The organism is Enterobacter sp. HNDS-6 (assembly GCF_039850505.1).
GTDB lineage: Bacteria > Pseudomonadota > Gammaproteobacteria > Enterobacterales > Enterobacteriaceae > Enterobacter > Enterobacter kobei.
In genome coordinates, this window is record NZ_CP156673.1 from 3,504,940 (window position 1) to 3,525,729 (window position 20,790).

Consider the following 20,790-nt stretch of genomic DNA (forward strand, 5'->3'; position numbering starts at 1 on the left):
GAGGCTCCTTAGCGCTGTAAAAACGCCTGCCAGTGTTTCACCACCTCTGCCAGCTGTTCGCGGTTCACGTCGAGGTGCATGACCAGACGCACCACTGGAGAGGCGTTGATCAGCACGCCGCGCGCTTTCATAAATTCGCCCAGCGCAGCGGCATGTTCGTCGCCCACGCGAATGAACAGCATGTTGGTGTCGTGGCGCATCACGTCCGCACCGATCTCGCGCAGCTGTGTGGCCATCCATGCGGCGTTATCGTGATCGTCTTTCAGGCGCGCCACGTTATTTTTGAGAGCATACAGACCCGCTGCCGCCAGAATACCGGCCTGGCGCATGCCGCCGCCGGTCATCTTACGCCAGCGGTTGGCGCGCTTGATGTAATCCGCATTGCCGACCAGCAGGGAACCCACCGGCGTACCCAGCCCTTTGGAGAGGCAAATGGTGAACGAGTCGCAATATTGCGTAATCTCTTTCAGCTCGCAGCCGTACGCCACTACGGCGTTAAAAATGCGCGCACCGTCAACGTGCAGGCCGAGCTTGCGCTCGCGGGTGAAGTCCCATGCCGCTTTCAGGTACTCGCGCGGCAGCACTTTACCGTTGTGGGTATTTTCCAGACTGAGCAGTTTCGTGCGGGCGAAATGAATATCGTCGGCTTTGATTTTTGCCGCGACCTTATCGAGCGGGAGTGTACCGTCCGGCGCGGCGTCAATCGGCTGCGGCTGGATGCTGCCAAGCACCGCCGCACCGCCGGCTTCGTAGAGATAGTTATGCGCGCCCTGGCCGACAATATACTCTTCGCCGCGCTCGCAGTGGCTGAGCAGCGCCACGAGGTTCGCCTGCGTGCCGGTCGGCAGGAACAGCGCGGCCTCCTTGCCACTCAGCTCTGCCGCATAGCGCTGTAACGCGTTGACCGTCGGGTCATCGCCGTAGACGTCGTCCCCGACCGGGGCGGCCATCATCTCTTCGAGCATGGCACGGCTCGGGCGGGTAACGGTATCACTACGCAAATCAATCATTTCACATCCCTTTATTTTAAGAGGTCACGTGAAATGTTTTACCTGAGCCAGTTGGTTTTTGCCAGTTCGATCACTTCATCACCGCGGCCGCTGATGATGGCGCGCAGCATATAGAGGCTAAAACCTTTCGCCTGTTCCAGCTTGATTTGCGGTGGAATAGCCAGCTCTTCTTTGGCGACTACCACATCCACCAGCACCGGACCGTCGATAGAGAAGGCGCGCTGCAGGGCTTCATCCACGTCAGACGCTTTTTCCACGCGAATACCGGTGATGCCGCACGCCTCGGCAATGCGCGCGAAGTTGGTGTCATGCAGTTCGGTACCGTCCGTCAGATAACCACCGGCCTTCATCTCCATCGCCACAAAGCCCAGTACGCTGTTGTTGAAGACCACGATTTTGAGCGGCAGCTTCATCTGTACCACGGAGAGAAAATCACCCATGAGCATGCTAAACCCGCCGTCGCCGCACATGGCCACCACCTGACGTTCCGGTGCCGTCGCTTTTGCGCCCAGCGCCTGCGGCATGGCGTTGGCCATCGAGCCGTGGTTGAACGAACCCAGCAGGCGGCGTTTGCCGTTCATCTTCAGGTAGCGTGCTGCCCAGACGGTTGGCGTGCCGACGTCGCAGGTAAAAATGGCGTCGTCGTCAGCGAAATGACTGATCTGCTGTGCCAGGTACTGCGGGTGGATGGCTTTGTCGCTTGGTTTGGCGAGATCGTCCAGCCCCTTACGGGCATCGCGGTAGTCACTGAGGGCTTTATCAAGAAACGCGCGATCCGTTTTCTCCTCGAGCAGCGGCAGCAGGGCGGCCAGGGTGGATTTAATATCGCCTACCAGCGCCATATCCACCTTGCTGTGCGCGCCGATGCTGGCCGGATTGATATCGATCTGAATGATTTTGGCATCCGTCGGGTAAAACGCGCGGTAAGGGAACTGGGTACCGAGTAAAATCAGCGTGTCGGCGTTCATCATGGTGTGGAACCCGCTGGAGAAACCGATCAGCCCGGTCATTCCCACATCGTAGGGGTTGTCGTACTCGACGTGCTCTTTGCCGCGCAGGGCGTGAACAATGGGGGCTTTTAGTTTACCCGCGAATTCAAGTAGCTCCTTGTGCGCACCCGCGCAGCCGCTACCGCACATCAGGGCAATATTGCTGGAGTAACGCAGCAGCTGCGCCAGCTTTTTCAGTTCTTCTTCCGCAGGCTTCACCACAGGCTGCGGGGCGTGATACCAGTGGGTGCTGGCCCCTTCTGGTGCGGCCTTGAGGGCCACATCACCCGGGATAACGACCACCGACACGCCGCGGTTCAGCACCGCCTTGCGCATGGCGATTGCCAGAACCTGCGGGATCTGCTCCGGGGATGAAACCAGTTCGCAATAGTGGCTGCATTCACGGAACAGCTCCTGCGGATGCGTCTCCTGAAAATAGCCGCTACCGATTTCGGAAGAGGGGATATGGGCGGCAATCGCCAGCACCGGCACGTGGTTACGGTGGCAGTCAAACAGACCGTTGATCAGATGCAGGTTACCTGGCCCGCACGAGCCTGCACACACGGCCAGTTCACCGGTGAGCTGCGCTTCGGCTCCCGCGGCAAATGCAGCGACCTCTTCATGGCGGGTCGGCATCCATTCAATGGTTTTCATTTTGTTAAGGCTGTCGCTCAGTCCGTTAAGGGAATCGCCGGTTACGCCCCAGATACGTTTCACGCCAGCCTGTTCCAGGGTTTTCGCTATATATGCAGCCACGGTTTGTTTCATGGGTGTCCTTCTCCTTTTTGTGATATCGCTTACAAGCTTAGAAGAAAGTCGCTGTATTGCCTGCTCAACACCCCTCAATTAACAGGGTTTCCTTGCGCGATAATTCGGCATAATCTGGTGCTGACTCAGGTGAAAACAGGAATCATTTCAAATGGTTAAATCATTGTTAATTGCTGTTAATGAAAAGCTATCGTGCGACGATCTTGGCAAACTCTTGTTACGACTTGCCGTCGGTGGGTTGATGCTCTTTCACGGTTTGCACAAGTTATTCGGCGGCGTGGGCTTTATCAGCGGCATGCTGGTGGAAAAAGGGTTGCCGGGGTTTATCGCTTATGGCGTGTTGATTGGCGAAGTGGTGGCACCGATGTTGATTATTGTCGGGCTCTTTACGCGCCCGGCCGCGCTGATGCTGGCGTTTACGATGATTGTGGCATGGCTTATGGTAGGAATGGGTGAAACGTTCGCCCTCGATAAGGTTGGAGCATGGGCGATTGAAAGCCTGGTGTACTTCTTTATTGGCTCGCTGGCAGTGGCATTTTTAGGGGCTGGGCGGTTTGCGCTGGGGAAAGCACCGGCGTGGCGTTGAGGTTTGGGCTCTGGTATGAAGGAAAGGGTCTATGGACCCTTTTTTATTGGCTGTTTGTAACTTATTGATTTTATAGTGCTGAAATGTATGTGAAGAAAAAAGGGATCGAGACGACTTTTTAGGTAATTTCTTTATCTGACAACGTGATAGGTGTAGATTGTTCCAGTTCACTGCCGTACAGGCAGCTTAGAAAAGAAGCTGCTGAATCTCTGAGACCGAATCGGAGTTCACTGCCGTACAGGCAGCTTAGAAAGAAATGGGGAACACCTTCGGACAGACGGCACAGTTCACTGCCGTACAGGCAGCTTAGAAAAATCCAGCGCATCACCGGCACGGCCATGGAATGTTCACTGCCGTACAGGCAGCTTAGAAAAATTTGCTGGAAGGGTACAGCGAAGGTGAAAAGTTCACTGCCGTACAGGCAGCTTAGAAAGTTATTGCGAACCACCTCTACAACGCCGACGAGTTCACTGCCGTACAGGCAGCTTAGAAAAGCGCGCGGGCTTTGCGTGTGAAAATGGATTTGTTCACTGCCGTACAGGCAGCTTAGAAAATCGAAGGACGATTTGTCGGATACTTCGCGGCGTTCACTGCCGTACAGGCAGCTTAGAAAAACCGAGATCAGCAAATCACTCGCCGGGTCGAGTTCACTGCCGTACAGGCAGCTTAGAAATGCGAAAACTCAACGCCGGTGATTACGCTGGCGTTCACTGCCGTACAGGCAGCTTAGAAAATTCAGCGAGACTTTGTAATAGTTAACAGACAGTTCACTGCCGTACAGGCAGCTTAGAAAGTTGTATCCTGCGTACTGGCGCAGTGGCGTTAGTTCACTGCCGTACAGGCAGCTTAGAAAGTCATGCAGCAGCAGATTGCGCTCAGGCATGTGTTCACTGCCGTACAGGCAGCTTAGAAAGGAAAGTCGTAACCAAAAATAATGGCGTGGTAGTTCACTGCCGTACAGGCAGCTTAGAAAAGGATGAGCCGGCATTCCTGATGGATGTCTTCGTTCACTGCCGTACAGGCAGCTTAGAAATGGACCGGAACCGTAATAAGGCCACTTAAAAGGTTCACTGCCGTACAGGCAGCTTAGAAATTACGTAAATCTTTCGTGCGCGTTTGCACGCTGTTCACTGCCGTACAGGCAGCTTAGAAAAAAATAATCAGCGAGATCGCCATATTTCCATCGTTCACTGCCGTACAGGCAGCTTAGAAAATAAAAAGAGAGAGTTACGTTCCGACACTCATGTTCACTGCCGTACAGGCAGCTTAGAAAGGTTGATAATGATGTGTTTGGCTATCAGGAACGTTCACTGCCGTACAGGCAGCTTAGAAAATTAAAAATGCGGGCTCATCTTGCACAGCGATGTTCACTGCCGTACAGGCAGCTTAGAAAAGTAGCGACGAACTTAGAAGTGGTCGATATAAGTTCACTGCCGTACAGGCAGCTTAGAAAGATTGGCCATGCTAATGACGGTTAGTCACTGGGTTCACTGCCGTACAGGCAGCTTAGAAAGAATCCGGCCGCAAAAAACCCGTAGTAAAAAGGTTCACTGCCGTACAGGCAGCTTAGAAATCGCTATTTCAGTGAAAAAACAAAAGGGACTGGTTCACTGCCGTACAGGCAGCTTAGAAATCACGCCGAAGTGATGACCGGGAATCATTTGCGTTCACTGCCGTACAGGCAGCTTAGAAAAATGAAGCCCTGGCTGGCGTACCACTCCATCTGTTCACTGCCGTACAGGCAGCTTAGAAAGCCCGGGGGCGATCTGCTGCCGATGGCGACGGGTTCACTGCCGTACAGGCAGCTTAGAAAAGTGAAGGTGGAAGGGTTCCCGGTCGTGGTTGGTTCACTGCCGTACAGGCAGCTTAGAAAGGCATGAGTGGTGCGTATGACAACGGGCAAGACGTTCACTGCCGTACAGGCAGCTTAGAAAACGAAAACTCTAACTCTTCGGAAAACTGGTTTGTTCACTGCCGTACAGGCAGCTTAGAAAAGCAACGCCTACACCGCACAGGCGGAAAATGCGTTCACTGCCGTACAGGCAGCTTAGAAAAGGAACGTTACGCCGAATACCGTTACTCTCAGGTTCACTGCCGTACAGGCAGCTTAGAAATGAGGTTGGAAGATTATCGCTTCCTGCGGCTTGTTCACTGCCGTACAGGCAGCTAAGAAAATAGGCGCCGCGGCACAAACTCGCACTGAAACGTTCACTGCCGTACAGGCAGCTTAGAAAAGAATCGAACGAACCAATACCGGAAACGGACGGTTCACTGCCGTACAGGCAGCTTAGAAACTGCCGAATCTCCGGGTTAAATCTTCTAAAATGTTCACTGCCGTACAGGCAGCTTAGAAAATAACGGCGAATTCATCCATCAGCATCAGCACGTTCACTGCCGTACAGGCAGCTTAGAAAAGTGAGCCGATCACCTTCACCGGTTCGATGTAGTTCACTGCCGTACTGGCAGCTTAGAAATGCAACAGTTCGTTAGACACACGGATGATTTTGTTCACTGCCGTACAGGCAGCTTAGAAAACATCACTCATGGCTTGAATTTTGATACCGCCAGTTCACTGCCGTACAGGCAGCTTAGAAAGGAACTGTCGGTTAATTCGGTTGAAGGTGAACGTTCACTGCCGTACACGCAGCAACCACATGTTGTTCGGCACAAACACTGTGCCGCCTGATTATAAGCCCGGTGGCGCTAGCGCTTACCGGGCCTACGACGATCCAGCCCCTACAAGGTAGGCCGGGTAAACGCAGTGCCACCCGGCAAAAACGGGGCACCGCGTCAGATTATGCGAGGACCAGATCCCCCTGCGGATGGCATGAGCACGCCAGCACGTAACCTTCGGCAATTTCCGCGTCGGAGAGCGTCATGGTACTGGTGACAGTGTATTCACCTGAAACCACTTTCGTCTTACAGCAACCGCATACGCCCGCACGGCAGGCGGCCACTACCGGCACCTTATTGCTTTCGAGTGCCTCCAGCAAAGTCGTTCCCACGCGGCCAAAGAAGGTCTGCGCAGGCTGTAGCTTAGTAAACTGAATCCCGCTGGTTGCCGCCTCCGCTACCGGCGTGAAGAATTGCTCCTTGAAGAAGCGGGTCACGCCAAGCGCCTTCACTTCTTTCTCGACGATATCCATGTAAGGCGCCGGGCCGCAGGTCATCACGGTACGGTGCGCAATATCCGGCACGCTTTGCAGCAGCTCGCGGCTCAGACGACCGGGCACAAAACCGTGGACCGCATTGTGTTCTGCCACCAGTGTTACCGGATAATTACGCCACTCCTCGGCAAAAATAACATCTTCCGGAGAGCGAACGCTAAAGATCACCTGCACGTCGGCATGCGGACGGTTTTTCGCCAGCCAGCGGCGCATGGACATAATCGGCGTGACGCCACAGCCCGCCGCCAGCAGCAGGAATTTATCTTCCGCCTTGTCGTCACAGGTGAAATCGCCCTGGGCGTCTGACAGCCAGATATAGTCTCCGCGCTTCACGTCACGGGTCAGCCACTGCGAGCCGGCACCGTCATCAATACGGCGAATGGTAAGCGTGATGTATTCGCTCACGCCCGGCGTTGAGGAGATCGTGTAGGCACGCAGGGTGTCCGCCGAATGGCGGACACTGACCAGCGCATACTGACCGGCACGGTACGGATAGTAATCGTGGCAAATCAGTGAGAGCGTCCACACATCCGGCGTCTCCTGGTGGATGTGATGAACCTGCATCCGCCACGGACATTGTGAGGTTGGCATGGTCATGAATAACTCCTTACGCGCTCAGCAGCTGCTTCATATCATCTTCAACGTTGGTGACGGAGCGCAGGCCGAATTTTTCGTTCAGCACGGCCAGCAGGTCCGGCGTCAGGAAGCCTGGCGCGGTCGGGCCGGTCACGATGTTAGTCACGCCCAGAGAGAGCAGGGTCAGCAGGATGACGATCGCTTTCTGCTCAAACCACGAAAGCACCAGCGACAGCGGCAGGTCGTTCACGCCACAGCCCAGTTTCTCCGCCAGGGTAACCGCCAGAATAATGGCCGAGTAAGCATCGTTACACTGGCCCGCATCGATCAGGCGCGGCAGACCTTCTATATTGCCGAAGTCCAGCTTGTTGAAACGGTATTTACCGCAGGCCAGGGTCAGGATCAGGCAATCGTCCGGTACGCTGGTGGCGAAATCGGTGAAGTAGTTACGCTCACCGCGCGCGCCGTCGCAGCCGCCGACGAGGAAGATGTGGCGCAGCTTTTCACGGCTGACGAGATCGATCAGCGAATCTGCGGCGCCGAGCAGGGTTTCTCGGCCGAAGCCGACGGTGATCAGATGCGGAATTTCGCTGTACGGGAAGCCCGCCATTTGCTGCGCCTGGGCAATAACCGGACCGAAATCGTCGCCTTCGAGGTGGCTCACGCCCGGCCAGCCGACGATGCTGCGGGTCCAGATGCGGTCGTCATACGCGCCCACGGTAGGGTCGATGATGCAGTTAGAGGTCATCACGATAGGGCCAGGGAAGCGGGCGAACTCCACCTGCTGGTTCTGCCAGCCGCTGCCGTAGTTACCGATCAGATGTTTGAATTTACGCAGCTCCGGGTAGCCGTGCGCAGGCAGCATTTCGCCGTGGGTATAAACGTTGACGCCAGTGCCTTCAGTCTGCTTCAGCAGGTTGTAGAGGTCTTTCAGGTCATGACCGGAGATCAGGATACATTTACCCTCGGTCGCCTTCACGTTGACCTGCGTTGGCGTCGGGTGGCCGTAGGTGCTGGTTTCACCGGCATCCAGAATGCTCATCACGCGGAAGTTCATCTGGCCGATTTCCATTGAGCACTCAAGCAGGGCGTTCATATCGGCAGGCCAGGTACCCAGCCACGCCATGATTTTGTGGTACTGCGCGTAGATATCGTTGTCGTACTGACCGAGAACGTGCGCGTGCTCCATATACGCCGCTGCGCCTTTCAGACCGTACAGGCACAGCAGGCGCAGGCCGAGAATGTTCTCGCCAATCGCCGCTTTGTCTTTATTCGGGGTAAAGTCTGCCGCCTGACGCTGGAGGTCGCCCAGGTCATCACTCGCCAGCTGGAGTTCTGACATCGGGTTGTCCACGCGAGCGTTAGCATCAGCGTTCAGGCACTGCGCTTTCAGCGCTTCACGCAGGGCGATAGCTTCACGGGCATAGCCGACGATGCGAGGGGAATCAAAGTTAACGTTGGTCAGCGTAGAGAAGAATGCGCGCGGCGCGAAGCTGTCGACATAGTGGTCGACGATGCCGTATTCGCGGGCTTTGAATGCCCATGCGGAAAGGCCTTGCAGGGCAGCAATCAGCAGGTCCTGCAGGTCTGATGTTTCTGCGGTTTTGCCGCACATACCCTGCGCGTAAGAGCAGCCATTGCCTGCCGGGGTACGGATGGTTTGTTCACATTGCACACAAAACATAATCACACCTGTTAAAGTTATATTTGATATACATGTTTAAGATTATGCCTGTGCCAGAACGGTGAAAAGCGCTTTCTGCTACAAAATAGAGGGAGATTGATTTAGCGCAATTTTGGCGGCAGGCACCCTACCGCCAAAGAAGTATCAGGCAGAAAAGAAAGCCATCAGAATGGGAACCAGCAAACTCAAAATAAAGCCGTGCACGATGGCTGCGGGCACCATTTCCAGCCCGCCTGAGCGCTGAAGCACCGGCAGGGTAAAGTCCATCGACGTCGCGCCGCACAGACCCAGTGCGGTAGAGCGACTGCGGCGAACCAGCCCCGGGATCAGCATAATGGCAATCAGCTCACGCGCCAGATCGTTAAAGAAGGCGGCGCTGCCGATCACCGGACCGAATGATTCAGTCAGCAGAATACCGGAAAGGGAGTACCAGCCAAATCCGGAGGCCATTGCCAGGCCGGTTTTCAGCGGCAGATCGAGAATAAAAGCATTAATCACACCCGCCACCATTGAGCTGGCGACAACCATTACGGCAATAATCATTCCCCGACGGTTGAGGACAATCTGTTTCAGGGTCATGCCGTTATTTCGCAGCTGGATACCAATCAGGAACAGCAGGAAGATCAGGGTATATTCACTGGCTTCTGTCGCGTGCTGTAAAAATGCCCATCCGGTGAGACCCAGAAGAAAACCGAGCACCACGACGCCGCAGAGTTTTAATGACTCAAGTGCCATCGCAATACGGGAGGGCAGCTTTTCCTGGTGGTGATGGTTTTTCCAGGGAATAGTGCGTTCCAGCCACAGCAGTGCGGCAATATTGCACAGCAAAATAACCGTAACCGTGACGGCTGAATAATGCAAAATGGAGAGTAAATTCGCGGACAGGTTATCCAGGAAGGCCAGGCTGATCCCCATAAAGAAAAGAATGAGGTAAACAATCCCGCTGAGAAAACGGTTGATAAGCCGTAATGCGGATTCCTGACGCAGCGGAATAAGGTAGCCCGCAATCAGGGGCAGCAGAATAATGAGGAGTCCTGAAAACATGAACAGCCGGTCCTTTTGAGTGTCTGTTGAGCGCCAGAGACACTACCCAATAAAGGCTATTCAGTAAAGCGGCAAAAGAAAGCCGGGTGGCGGCTACGCCTTACCCGGCTTGTATGTGCGGTCTGTTGCCATCACCCCGTCCCTCTCCCACGGGGAGAGGGAGGGAAAGATTAATCGCGTTTTTCCAGCAGGGTGCGATACAGCACGCCGCCCAGAATACCGCCGATAATTGGCATCACCCAGAACAGCCACAGCTGCTCAAGCGCCCAGCCGCCCTGGAAGATGGCGACGGCGGTACTGCGTGCCGGGTTAACGGAGGTGTTGGTGACCGGAATTGAAATCAGGTGGATAAGCGTCAGCGCCAGACCAATAGCAATCGGGGCAAAGCCAGCAGGCGCGTGTTTGTCGGTGGCGCCGTGGATCACCAGCAGGAAGCCCGCGGTCAGCACTATTTCAATCACGATGGCAGACAGCATGGAGTAACCGCCCGGCGAGTGCTCGCCAAAGCCGTTTGAGGCGAAGCCGCTGGCGGCCGCGTCAAAGCCGGCCTTACCGCTGGCAATAACGTACAGAACGCCAGCCGCAATAATACCGCCCACCACCTGCGCCACGATGTAGCCAATGACGTCTTTAGCGGGGAAACGACCGCCCGCCCATAAACCTAACGTCACAGCCGGGTTAAAATGACCACCCGAAATATGCCCCACGGCGAAGGCCATGGTTAATACGGTTAAGCCAAACGCCAGCGCGACGCCGACAAAACCAATGCCTAATTCCGGGAACGCTGCTGCCAGAACGGCGCTACCGCAGCCACCAAATACCAGCCAGAATGTACCAAAACATTCTGCAGCCAATTTTCTAAACATAACCACCTCAAATAATTTCCGCGCGCTTTCCCGCGGGCGGGATATATCGCCATAAAGGGATGACGACTCAAAGAGCCCGTATTTTAGAAACCAACAACATCCCTTCGCCACTTAAATAAATTCGATAAATTTGATTTAAGGCAATGTGATGTCATTCCTTGTTCAAATGAGCGGTAAATAGAGCATAGACCAATTCTTCTCAGGGTGAATGTTATGCTGTCGTGACAAGATTCCTCCCGCTATACTGCTGATAACTTAAAGGAAAAAGTGTTCATTTCGCGGGGGATTTATGCTTCTCGAACGTGTGGAAATTGTCGGGTTTCGCGGTATTAACCGCCTGTCGCTGCAGCTTGAGCAGAACAACGTCCTGATCGGCGAGAACGCGTGGGGTAAGTCCAGCCTGCTCGATGCGCTGACGTTACTGCTTTCCCCCGAAGACGATCTGTATCACTTTGTCCACGACGATTTCTGGTTCCCGCCCGGGGACGTGACGGGACGCGAGAAGCACCTGCATATTATCCTGACGTTCCGTGAATCCGAGCCAGGCCGTCACCGCGTGCGTCGCTTCCGACCGCTGTCACCCTGTTGGGTGCCCTGTGACGATGATTTCCACCGGATTTTCTATCGCCTGGAAGGCGAGATGGCGGAAAACGAAGGGGTCCTGACCCTGCGCGAGTTTCTTGATGAAAAAGCCAACCCGATCCCACTGGACAACATCGACGATTTGGCTCGCCACCTGACCCGCCTGACGCCGGTATTGCGGTTGCGTGATGCGCGCTTTATGCGGCGTATCCGTAACGGCACGGTACCGAATATGCCGGAGGTGGAAGTCACCGCCCGCGAGCTGGATTTTCTGGCGCGTGAGCTGGTGTCGCGTCCGCAAAACCTGACCGATGGTCAGATTCGCCAGGGGTTGTCCGCGATGGTACAACTGCTGGAGCACTATTTTTCCGAGCAGGGGACATCGGAGTCGCGCCACCGGCTGATGCGCCGTCGCTCTCATGATGAACAACGCAGCTGGCGCTATCTCGACATCATCAACCGGATGATCGACCGGCCCGGCGGTCGTACCCATCGGGTGATTCTGCTGGGGCTGTTTTCAACACTTTTGCAGGCTAAAGGCACCGTGCGTCTTGACCGGGATGCCCGCCCGTTGCTGCTGGTGGAAGACCCTGAAACGCGGCTTCACCCCATCATGCTCTCGGTGGCGTGGCATCTGCTGAATTTGCTGCCGCTCCAGCGGATTACGACCACCAATTCTGGTGAGCTATTATCCATGACGCCGGTTGAGCATATCTGCCGTCTGGTGCGCGAGTCTTCGCGGGTCTCCGCGTACCGCCTCGGGCCTGGCGGTTTAAATGCCGAAGACGGGCGGCGCATCGCGTTTCATATTCGTTTTAATCGCGCGTCGTCACTTTTTGCCCGCTGTTGGCTGCTGGTGGAAGGGGAAACGGAGACCTGGGTCATCAACGAACTGGCGCGTCAGTGTGGGCACCATTTTGATGCGGAAGGCATTAAGGTGATCGAATTTGCCCAGTCGGGATTAAAACCGCTGATAAAATTTGCCCGCCGGATGGGTATTGAATGGCATGTGCTGGTGGACGGTGACGAGGCGGGTAAAAAGTATGCCTCGACCGTGCGTAGCCTGCTGAATAATGAACGGGAAGAAGAGCGCGACCATTTAACCATGCTCCCCGCGATGGACATGGAGCACTTTATGTATCGTCAGGGGTTTGACGATGTGTTCCACCGCATTGCGATGGTGCCGGTCGATGTTCCGATGAACATGCGCCGCGTGATCGCCAAAGCGATACACCGTTCGTCAAAACCGGATCTCGCGATTGAAGTGGCGACGGAAGCGGGAAGGCGGGGCGTGGAGGCGGTGCCCACTCTGCTGAGGAAGATGTTCTCCCGCGTACTGTGGCTGGCACGCGGGAGGGCGGATTAACCTCGGGTCGCCTGATTCACCTGCTGAATCAGGCTGTCCAGCAGTTCGTAGCGACGGCGATATTCGGAACGTTTTTTGCTCGCGATCTCTTCCATCGGTTTACGCGGCATGACAAGCGGCAGCATAAAGTTACCGCTATCCTGCTTTTCACCGCCGAGGGAGAGCCAGAAGCTGTCATAATCAGCCAGCAGTTTTCCCTCTTTTTTCTTGCGGTAACGCCAGCTGCGATAAATATGGGTGTCGTTACTGACGGCGACAATCTGTTCGACCGGGAAAGCGGCGCCGAGCGTCATGGCGGTTTCAACCAGCAGACGTTTCGGGAACAGCCCATGACAGGCCTTCGTCGCTTTCTGGATCCGCTCATGGGGAACATGCGCTTTTGCGCCCTGCAAACCGCCAATGAACAGCGTCGATTTTCCGGCAAAAGGGCAGAGCGTGAAGGTTATCTCCGCCAGGACTGTGTTTTGATCGTCGCAGAAGACGAGGGTGGCTTCTCCCTCTTTATCCATAAACGCATCAGCACACAGGCGAACGGTAAAGTGCTGTTCATCTTTACCGGTTAAGGTCAGCAGCGTGGCACCCTGCTTCGAAAGATAGCCCTGCAGCAGCGTCGCCGGAAGCTGGCGGCTCATGATCTGATAGTGCCAGTTAAGAGACTCCAGCGCGTGCTGACGTTCCATGTTCACCGTCAGCCACGGGCGGTGCATCCGGCAGGGCAGCCCCGGCTGAGCTTGTAATATCTGCATCAGACGCGGCTGTTTTGCCAGGCGCGTCAACAGGCGAGAGGTGGTGACGGGAGCCGCAAGCGACCGTAACACGAACTTGCGCCGATAAGCCGGATTCTGCCATGCCAGTCCTGGGGTAAGCTTACCCAAAGCCAGGTTTTTGAAAAGCTGCCAGCCGGAGGCAGGCTGCGTCAGGGGGGAATAAGGCGTATCGACGATGGAAGACATGATAAATCCTGAATCTTTTGGAATATCACTATTTCAACAAGAGGAATATCAACATCTCGTCAACAAATTAGGACGATTTCGGAGAACAGGGGTTTCGTTAAGGAGTCGTTTAGATAGAATCAACATTTATTATTGCCAGAACATTTATTTGGAATATTTATGAACCTCAAGGGAAAACGCAGAACGCTATTTCTGCTGCTGGCGGTCGTGATTTTAGTCGGTGGATTCTGGTTATGGCAGGTGCTTAACGCACCGGTGCCGCAGTACCGGACACTGATCGTTCGCCCCGGCGAACTGCAGCAAAACGTCCTGGCGACGGGCAAGCTTGATGCATTGCGCAAGGTTGACGTTGGCGCTCAGGTCAGCGGCCAGCTGAAAACGCTGTCGGTAGAGATCGGTGATAAGGTAAAAAAAGGCCAGCTGCTGGGTGTTATCGATCCTGAACAGGCCGAGAACCAGATCCGCGAGGTGGAAGCCACGCTGATGGAGCTTCGCGCCCAGCGTGCTCAGGCGCTGGCTGAACGTAATCTGGCCCAGGTCACGCTGACCCGTCAGCAGGCGCTGGCAAAAACCCAGGCCATTTCGAAGCAGGATTTAGATACTGCCACGACGGAGCTGGCGGTCAAGCAGGCGCAGATTGGCACCATCGACGCACAAATCAAACGCAATCAGGCCTCGCTCGACACGGCGAAAACCAACCTCGACTACACGCAAATCGTTGCGCCGATGGCCGGTGAAGTCACCCAGATCACCACGCTGCAGGGGCAGACGGTAATTGCCGCCCAGCAGGCGCCTAACATTCTGACGCTGGCGGATATGAGCACTATGCTGGTCAAAGCGCAGGTTTCCGAGGCGGATGTGATCCATCTGAAACCGGGGCAGAACGCCTGGTTTACCGTGCTTGGCGACCCGCAGACGCGCTATGAAGGCGTGCTGAAAGACATTCTGCCGACGCCGGAAAAGGTTAACGACGCTATCTTTTACTACGCCCGTTTTGAAGTGCCAAACCCACAGGGCGTGCTGCGTCTGGATATGACTGCCCAGGTGCATATCCAGCTGACCGGCGTGAAGAACGTGCTCACCATTCCGCTCTCCGCGCTGGGCGAATCCGCCGGGGACAATCGCTATAAAGTGAAAGTGCTGCGCAACGGCGAGACGCGCGATCGCGAAGTGGTGATTGGCGCGCGTAATGATACCGATGTGGTGGTGGTGAAAGGGCTGGAAGAAGGTGAGGAGGTGGTTGTCAGTGAAAGCCTGCCCGGAGCCGCGAAATGACCGCGCTGCTTGAGCTGAAGGATATCCGTCGCAGCTATCCGTCGGGCGACGGTCCGGTGGAGGTGCTGAAAGGTATCTCCCTGCGCGTGGAAGCGGGCGAGATGGTGGCGATTGTCGGCGCGTCAGGCTCCGGTAAATCGACGCTGATGAACATTCTCGGCTGCCTGGATAAACCCACCAGCGGGACCTATCGCGTGGCCGGGACGGATGTCTCCACGCTCGACGGCGACGCGCTGGCGAAGCTGCGCCGGGAACATTTTGGTTTTATCTTCCAGCGTTACCACCTGCTCTCACACCTGAACGCGGCGCAAAACGTCGAAGTGCCCGCCGTCTATGCAGGCGTGGAGCGGAAGAAACGTCTTGAGCGTGCGAAGACGCTGTTAACGCGTCTCGGGCTGGCTGAACGCGTGGAGTACCAGCCGTCGCAGCTGTCCGGTGGCCAGCAGCAGCGCGTGAGTATTGCCCGCGCGCTGATGAATGGCGGGCAGGTGATCCTCGCGGATGAACCCACCGGGGCGCTCGACAGCCATTCCGGTGAAGAAGTGATGGCGATCCTCCACCAGCTTCGCGATCAGGGGCACACGGTGATCATCGTTACCCACGATCCGCAGGTGGCGGCGCAGGCGGAACGCATTATTGAGATCCACGACGGCGAGCTGGTCAGCAACCCGCCGCCGCGTGCGTCCAGAGCGGCAGCCCCGAAAGAAGCGCTGCCGGCCTCAACCGGCTGGGGACAATTTTCCAGCGGCTTTCGTGAAGCGCTGAACATGGCCTGGCTGGCGATGGCGGCCAACAAAATGCGCACCCTGCTGACCATGCTCGGGATTATCATCGGTATCGCCTCGGTGGTCTCGATTGTGGTGGTGGGCGACGCCGCCAAGCAGCTGGTGCTGGCCGATATTCGCGCCATCGGTACCAATACCATTGATGTCTATCCCGGCAAGGACTTTGGCGACGACGAACCGCAGTATCAGCAGGCGCTAAAGTATGACGATCTGGCAGCGATTCAGAAGCAGCCGTGGGTAAACTCCGCCACGCCAGCCGTTTCGCAAAACCTGCGTCTGCGGGTAGGGAATGTTGACGTTGCCGCCAGCGCCAACGGCGTCAGCGGGGACTACTTCAACGTCTACGGCATGACCTTCAGCGAAGGGGCGACCTTTAATGCCGAACAGCTGGCGGGCAGGGCGCAGGTGGTGGTGCTGGACGCGAACTCGCGCAGGCAACTCTTCCCTAATAAAGCCAGTGTGGTCGGTGAAGTGATCCTGGTCGGCAACATGCCTGCCACGGTCATTGGTGTGGCGGAAGAGAAACAGTCGATGTTTGGCAGCAGCAAGATCCTGCGCGTCTGGTTGCCCTACACAACGATTTCCGGGCGGATCATGGGGCAGTCATGGCTCAACTCCATCACCGTGCGCGTGAAGGAGGGCTACGACAGCGCGCTGGCCGAACAGCAGCTTGAGCGGTTGCTTACGTTGCGCCACGGGAAGAAGGATTTCTTCACCTGGAACATGGACGGCCTCTTGAAAACGGCGGAAAAGACCACACGTACTCTTCAGCTGTTCCTCACGCTGGTGGCGGTGATCTCGCTGGTCGTCGGCGGCATCGGGGTGATGAATATCATGCTGGTGTCGGTCACGGAACGTACCCGGGAGATTGGCATCCGCATGGCGGTCGGGGCCAGAGCCAGTGATGTACTGCAACAGTTTCTGATTGAGGCTGTGCTGGTGTGCCTGGTCGGCGGGGCGATGGGGATTGCGCTCTCGATGATGATTGCGTTCGCGCTCCAGCTCTTTTTACCCGGGTGGGAGATTGGTTTCTCGCCGGTCGCCATTATTACCGCATTTTTATGTTCGACCTTTACCGGCATTTTGTTTGGCTGGCTCCCCGCCCGCAACGCGGCGCGGCTGGATCCGGTGGATGCGCTGGCTCGGGAATAACCCGAAAATAAAAATGCCAGCCGATCGGGCTGGCATTTTGACTGCGGGATGTACACAATAAAACAGAGCGCTATGCAACCGTCTCTGCTTCAATGGGTACGATAAGGCTTGCATGATTGCCTTTTGGTCCCTGGTGTACATCGAACCGGACGGACTGCCCGGCTTTGAGCGTTCTGTAACCATCCATCTGAATGGTGGAATAGTGAGCGAAGATATCCTCGCCGCCGCCTTCGGGGCAGATGAAGCCAAACCCTTTGGCGTTGTTGAACCACTTAACAGTACCCATTTCCATGCTTCGACATCCTTCGTAAATCTTATAAGTTAAGATGGAATGAACCGGTGGTGGAGTGGGGGCTGTTCAAAACCTCGCCATCTCACGCTTGTACAATTTAGAGAAACGAAAGACGTCGTCAAGCGTTTGGCGCTGGAGATGGGACAATAATCAACCAAAGTTTGAAGCAGTTAACGCTATTGCAACGGTTTGTGACAGACATCGCGGATGACAGTAATAGATGATTGTTATCTAACATCTGAGGTAGATTCAAAGTGGTTATGCAAAATGGGTAAGACCAACGACTGGCTGGATTTTGACCAGCTGGCGGAAGATAAAGTGCGTGACGCGCTAAAACCGCCATCTATGTATAAAGTTATGTTAATGAACGATGATTACACGCCGATGGAATTTGTTATTGACGTGCTACAAAAGTTCTTTTCTTATGATGTAGAACGTGCAACGCAACTGATGCTTACCGTTCATTATCGAGGCAAAGCCATCTGCGGCATCTTTACGGCAGAAGTGGCGGAAACCAAAGTGGCGATGGTGAACGACTATGCGAGGGAGAACGAGCATCCGTTGCTGTGTACGCTGGAAAAGGCCTGATAAGGCATAAAATTGGGGGAGGTGCCTATGCTCAATCAAGAACTGGAACTCAGTTTAAACATGGCTTTCGCCAGAGCGCGTGAGCACCGACATGAGTTTATGACCGTCGAGCATTTACTGCTCGCACTGCTTAGCAACCCATCTGCCCGCGAAGCGCTGGAAGCCTGCTCCGTGGATCTGGTGGCGCTACGTCAGGAACTCGAAGCCTTCATCGAACAAACCACACCGGTGCTGCCAGCCAGTGAAGAGGAGCGCGACACGCAGCCGACGCTCAGCTTCCAGCGCGTGCTGCAGCGCGCGGTATTCCACGTCCAGTCTTCCGGACGTAGCGAAGTGACTGGCGCAAACGTCCTGGTCGCCATCTTCAGCGAGCAGGAGTCACAGGCGGCCTACCTGCTGCGCAAACACGAAGTCAGCCGACTCGACGTGGTGAACTTTATTTCTCACGGAACGCGCAAAGACGAGCCTAACCAGGCATCGGATTCCAGCAATCAGGTCAATAACAATGAAGAGCAAGCAGGCGGGGAGGATCGTATGGAAAACTTCACCACCAATCTTAACCAGCTTGCTCGCGTTGGCGGTATCGACCCGCTGATTGGCCGCGATAAAGAGCTGGAGCGCGCGATCCAGGTGCTGTGCCGTCGCCGCAAAAACAACCCGCTGCTGGTGGGTGAGTCAGGCGTGGGGAAAACCGCGATTGCGGAAGGTCTGGCCTGGCGCATTGTGCAGGGCGACGTGCCGGAAGTGATTGCCGATTGCACCATCTACTCGCTGGATATTGGCTCGCTGCTGGCGGGCACCAAATACCGCGGCGATTTTGAAAAACGCTTCAAGGCGCTGTTAAAACAGCTGGAGCAGGACACCAACAGCATTCTGTTTATCGATGAGATCCACACCATCATCGGCGCAGGTGCGGCGTCCGGTGGCCAGGTGGATGCCGCTAACCTGATCAAACCGCTGCTCTCCAGCGGCAAGATCCGCGTGATTGGCTCCACTACCTACCAGGAGTTCAGCAACATCTTCGAAAAAGACCGTGCGCTGGCGCGCCGCTTCCAGAAAATTGACGTGACCGAACCGTCCGTTGAGGAAACGGTGCAGATCATCAACGGTCTGAAGCCGAAGTATGAAGCGCACCACGACGTGCGTTACACCGCGAAAGCGGTCCGTGCGGCGGTGGAGCTGGCGGTGAAATACATCAACGATCGTCATCTGCCGGATAAGGCGATTGACGTGATTGATGAAGCAGGGGCGCGAGCGCGCCTGATGCCGGCCAGCAAGCGTAAGAAAACGGTTAACGTGGCGGATATTGAGTCCGTGGTGGCCCGTATCGCACGTATTCCTGAGAAGAGCGTCTCTCAGAGTGACCGCGACACGCTGCGCACCCTCGGCAATCGCCTGAAAATGCTGGTCTTTGGTCAGGATAAAGCCATTGAGGCCTTAACCGAAGCGATCAAGATGGCCCGCGCCGGGCTGGGGCATGAGCACAAGCCTGTCGGGTCCTTCCTGTTCGCTGGCCCAACCGGCGTCGGGAAAACCGAGGTGACGGTTCAGCTCTCCAAAGCGCTGGGCATTGAGCTGCTGCGTTTTGATATGTCCGAGTATATGGAGCGCCACACCGTCAGCCGCCTGATTGGTGCGCCTCCGGGCTACGTGGGCTTCGACCAGGGCGGCCTGCTCACCGACGCGGTGATCAAGCATCCGCACGCGGTACTGCTGCTCGATGAAATCGAGAAAGCGCACCCGGATGTGTTCAACATCCTGCTGCAGGTGATGGACAACGGGACGCTGACCGACAACAACGGGCGCAAGGCGGACTTCCGCAACGTGGTGCTGGTGATGACCACCAACGCCGGGGTACGTGAAACCGAGCGTAAATCCATCGGCCTGATCCATCAGGACAACAGCACCGATGCGATGGAAGAGATCAAGAAGATCTTTACGCCGGAGTTCCGTAACCGTCTGGACAACATTATCTGGTTCGATCACCTGTCTACCGAGGTGATCCATCAGGTGGTGGACAAGTTCATCGTCGAGTTGCAGGTACAGCTGGACCAGAAAGGCGTATCGCTGGAAGTGAGCCAGGAGGCCCGCAACTGGCTGGCTGAAAAAGGCTACGACCGTGCGATGGGTGCCCGTCCGATGGCGCGCGTGATTCAGGACAACCTGAAGAAACCGCTGGCGAACGAGCTGCTGTTTGGCTCGCTGGTGGACGGCGGTCAGGTGACCGTGGCGCTGGATCAGGCGAAGAACGAGCTGACGTACGACTTCCAGAGTGCGGCGAAGCACAAGCCGGAAGCGGCTCACTGAGTAGTAAGGTAAAAGCAAAACGGCAACTTCGGTTGCCGTTTTTTATTGTTTGCTCCCTCTCCCTGTGGGAGAGGGCCGGGGTGAGGGCATCAGGCCGCAGAGGAATTTTGCGAGGCGCTTTCCAGTTTCTTTCGATGTCTGTTGCTGGATGAATCCACAGTAATAAAATGGCGGCGCACCTGCAAAATCAGGTGTCGGGATTGGCGTCCTGAAAGCGTGTGCACAGACAATCTTGCGTGCATAAAGGATCACATATGACTGATATTAATGGCTTCACCCAACTCTACACCGAACTCTCCCTCAATCCCGATCTTCCAACCCTTGCTGAGCGCTGCAAACTACTCACCGAAATCCTCCTCGACTGCAAATCACTCCCGCAGACGCAGCCCGTGTGCCGTTGCCTTGGTGCATACCTGGAAGAAATGAAAACCGGCCTCACAGAATCAATGCGTGACTTTCAGGTGGTGGAATTTGAGCACGAAGCGGAAGAACCGCGACAAAAAGAGTGGCTGCTGGAAGATACAGAAACGAAATGCGACTACTGCCGGGCATTAAACCATGTGCTGCTGGTATCGCATTTTGACCGCGATATGTTGCCACACCTGACGGGATTACTGCATGACATCACGCATTCAATGGCGGCAGATGTGGTATCTCCTCATGATGCTGGAACGGGAAATTCTGTTATTTCTTGAGTGGAGTGCACACCGCCAGGGGCTGTCCCCTGGCGACAACGGAGAAACCCTTTTTTTGAGATGCTTTATAACTCATTGATTTATAATGTTTGCTTTTACGTTGCA

The 20,790-nt window shown here is 55.6% G+C and carries 15 protein-coding genes and 1 CRISPR repeat array; of the genes, 7 read left to right on the forward strand and 8 right to left on the reverse strand.

All coding sequences use genetic code 11. From position 1 onward, the window contains the following. Positions 1 to 8: 8 nt before the first annotated feature. Positions 9 to 1,010, reverse strand: coding sequence for a low-specificity L-threonine aldolase (ltaE, locus tag ABFI50_RS16410; RefSeq protein WP_045268543.1), 1,002 nt, complete (start codon positions 1,008 to 1,010; stop codon positions 9 to 11). Positions 1,011 to 1,048: 38 nt separating this feature from the next. After that, positions 1,049 to 2,767, reverse strand: coding sequence for a ubiquinone-dependent pyruvate dehydrogenase (gene poxB, locus ABFI50_RS16415; RefSeq protein WP_282375542.1), 1,719 nt, complete (start codon positions 2,765 to 2,767; stop codon positions 1,049 to 1,051). Between the two features lie 151 nt (positions 2,768 to 2,918). Here poxB and ABFI50_RS16420 point away from each other — a divergent pair, with 151 nt between their 5' ends. After that, positions 2,919 to 3,353 (forward strand): DoxX family protein, encoded by a 435-nt coding sequence (locus ABFI50_RS16420; protein WP_023338201.1) that lies wholly within the window; start codon positions 2,919 to 2,921, stop codon positions 3,351 to 3,353. A gap of 165 nt (positions 3,354 to 3,518) precedes the next feature. Beyond that, positions 3,519 to 6,008: a CRISPR direct-repeat array (repeat unit 28 nt; unit sequence GTTCACTGCCGTACAGGCAGCTTAGAAA). Positions 6,009 to 6,148: 140 nt separating this feature from the next. Here ABFI50_RS16420 and hcr read toward each other — a convergent pair. From hcr to aqpZ, 4 genes are all read right to left on the reverse strand, one after another. Further along, positions 6,149 to 7,117, reverse strand: coding sequence for an NADH oxidoreductase (gene hcr, locus ABFI50_RS16425; RefSeq protein ID WP_058691176.1), 969 nt, complete (start codon positions 7,115 to 7,117; stop codon positions 6,149 to 6,151). Positions 7,118 to 7,127: 10 nt separating this feature from the next. Further along, positions 7,128 to 8,780, reverse strand: coding sequence for a hydroxylamine reductase (gene hcp / locus ABFI50_RS16430; RefSeq protein WP_014883191.1), 1,653 nt, complete (start codon positions 8,778 to 8,780; stop codon positions 7,128 to 7,130). A 144-nt stretch (positions 8,781 to 8,924) separates the two neighbouring features. Continuing rightward, the gene (locus ABFI50_RS16435; protein ID WP_032637084.1) at positions 8,925 to 9,824 is read right to left on the reverse strand and encodes a lysine exporter LysO family protein; all 900 of its coding nucleotides are present in this window, start codon (positions 9,822 to 9,824) and stop codon (positions 8,925 to 8,927) included. Between the two features lie 170 nt (positions 9,825 to 9,994). Beyond that, positions 9,995 to 10,690, reverse strand: coding sequence for an aquaporin Z (gene aqpZ / locus ABFI50_RS16440; protein ID WP_014883193.1), 696 nt, complete (start codon positions 10,688 to 10,690; stop codon positions 9,995 to 9,997). 289 nt (positions 10,691 to 10,979) lie between these two features. Between aqpZ and ABFI50_RS16445 the strand changes: the two genes are divergently transcribed. Then, positions 10,980 to 12,638: an ATP-dependent endonuclease gene (locus ABFI50_RS16445; protein WP_014883194.1), complete on the forward strand. Its 1,659-nt coding sequence runs from the start codon at positions 10,980 to 10,982 to the stop codon at positions 12,636 to 12,638. On the opposite strand, the gene ABFI50_RS16450 is transcribed toward ABFI50_RS16445, so the two are convergent. Then, the gene (locus tag ABFI50_RS16450; protein WP_023332528.1) at positions 12,635 to 13,591 is read right to left on the reverse strand and encodes a VirK/YbjX family protein; all 957 of its coding nucleotides are present in this window, start codon (positions 13,589 to 13,591) and stop codon (positions 12,635 to 12,637) included. The genes ABFI50_RS16445 and ABFI50_RS16450 overlap by 4 nt on opposite strands. A gap of 159 nt (positions 13,592 to 13,750) precedes the next feature. On the opposite strand from ABFI50_RS16450, the gene macA reads away from it, so the two are divergent. Then, the gene (gene macA, locus ABFI50_RS16455) at positions 13,751 to 14,866 is read left to right on the forward strand and encodes a macrolide transporter subunit MacA (protein WP_014883196.1); all 1,116 of its coding nucleotides are present in this window, start codon (positions 13,751 to 13,753) and stop codon (positions 14,864 to 14,866) included. Further along, positions 14,863 to 16,803, forward strand: a complete 1,941-nt coding sequence (macB, locus tag ABFI50_RS16460; RefSeq protein ID WP_023332529.1) for a macrolide ABC transporter ATP-binding protein/permease MacB — start codon at positions 14,863 to 14,865, stop codon at positions 16,801 to 16,803. The genes macA and macB overlap by 4 nt, the downstream gene beginning before the upstream one ends. A 70-nt stretch (positions 16,804 to 16,873) precedes the next feature. On the opposite strand, the gene cspD is transcribed toward macB, so the two are convergent. Then, the gene (cspD, locus tag ABFI50_RS16465) at positions 16,874 to 17,095 is read right to left on the reverse strand and encodes a cold shock-like protein CspD (protein WP_008499993.1); all 222 of its coding nucleotides are present in this window, start codon (positions 17,093 to 17,095) and stop codon (positions 16,874 to 16,876) included. 267 nt (positions 17,096 to 17,362) lie between these two features. Here cspD and clpS point away from each other — a divergent pair, with 267 nt between their 5' ends. The 3 genes from clpS (at position 17,363) to ABFI50_RS16480 (ending at position 20,685) form a co-directional block, all read left to right on the forward strand. Further along, the gene (clpS, locus tag ABFI50_RS16470) at positions 17,363 to 17,683 is read left to right on the forward strand and encodes an ATP-dependent Clp protease adapter ClpS (protein WP_006174393.1); all 321 of its coding nucleotides are present in this window, start codon (positions 17,363 to 17,365) and stop codon (positions 17,681 to 17,683) included. A gap of 27 nt (positions 17,684 to 17,710) precedes the next feature. Beyond that, entirely contained in the window at positions 17,711 to 19,990 is a 2,280-nt protein-coding gene (clpA, locus tag ABFI50_RS16475) for an ATP-dependent Clp protease ATP-binding subunit ClpA (protein ID WP_014831269.1), read from the forward strand. 254 nt (positions 19,991 to 20,244) lie between these two features. Beyond that, complete coding sequence (locus tag ABFI50_RS16480; RefSeq protein ID WP_248082077.1) at positions 20,245 to 20,685, forward strand: hypothetical protein; 441 nt, start codon at positions 20,245 to 20,247, stop codon at positions 20,683 to 20,685. Positions 20,686 to 20,790 lie beyond the last annotated feature (105 nt).

Coding starts and splice junctions, on each gene's coding strand:
- poxB (WP_282375542.1), bottom strand. CDS start 2,767: ATGAAACAAACCGTGGCTGCATATATAGCGAAAACCCTGGAACAGGCT.
- macA (WP_014883196.1), top strand. CDS start 13,751: ATGAACCTCAAGGGAAAACGCAGAACGCTATTTCTGCTGCTGGCGGTC.
- ABFI50_RS16435 (WP_032637084.1), bottom strand. CDS start 9,824: ATGTTTTCAGGACTCCTCATTATTCTGCTGCCCCTGATTGCGGGCTAC.
- ABFI50_RS16420 (WP_023338201.1), top strand. CDS start 2,919: ATGGTTAAATCATTGTTAATTGCTGTTAATGAAAAGCTATCGTGCGAC.
- ABFI50_RS16450 (WP_023332528.1), bottom strand. CDS start 13,591: ATGTCTTCCATCGTCGATACGCCTTATTCCCCCCTGACGCAGCCTGCC.
- cspD (WP_008499993.1), bottom strand. CDS start 17,095: ATGGAAATGGGTACTGTTAAGTGGTTCAACAACGCCAAAGGGTTTGGC.
- ABFI50_RS16445 (WP_014883194.1), top strand. CDS start 10,980: ATGCTTCTCGAACGTGTGGAAATTGTCGGGTTTCGCGGTATTAACCGC.
- macB (WP_023332529.1), top strand. CDS start 14,863: ATGACCGCGCTGCTTGAGCTGAAGGATATCCGTCGCAGCTATCCGTCG.
- ltaE (WP_045268543.1), bottom strand. CDS start 1,010: ATGATTGATTTGCGTAGTGATACCGTTACCCGCCCGAGCCGTGCCATG.
- aqpZ (WP_014883193.1), bottom strand. CDS start 10,690: ATGTTTAGAAAATTGGCTGCAGAATGTTTTGGTACATTCTGGCTGGTA.
- clpS (WP_006174393.1), top strand. CDS start 17,363: ATGGGTAAGACCAACGACTGGCTGGATTTTGACCAGCTGGCGGAAGAT.
- ABFI50_RS16480 (WP_248082077.1), top strand. CDS start 20,245: ATGACTGATATTAATGGCTTCACCCAACTCTACACCGAACTCTCCCTC.
- hcr (WP_058691176.1), bottom strand. CDS start 7,117: ATGACCATGCCAACCTCACAATGTCCGTGGCGGATGCAGGTTCATCAC.
- clpA (WP_014831269.1), top strand. CDS start 17,711: ATGCTCAATCAAGAACTGGAACTCAGTTTAAACATGGCTTTCGCCAGA.
- hcp (WP_014883191.1), bottom strand. CDS start 8,780: ATGTTTTGTGTGCAATGTGAACAAACCATCCGTACCCCGGCAGGCAAT.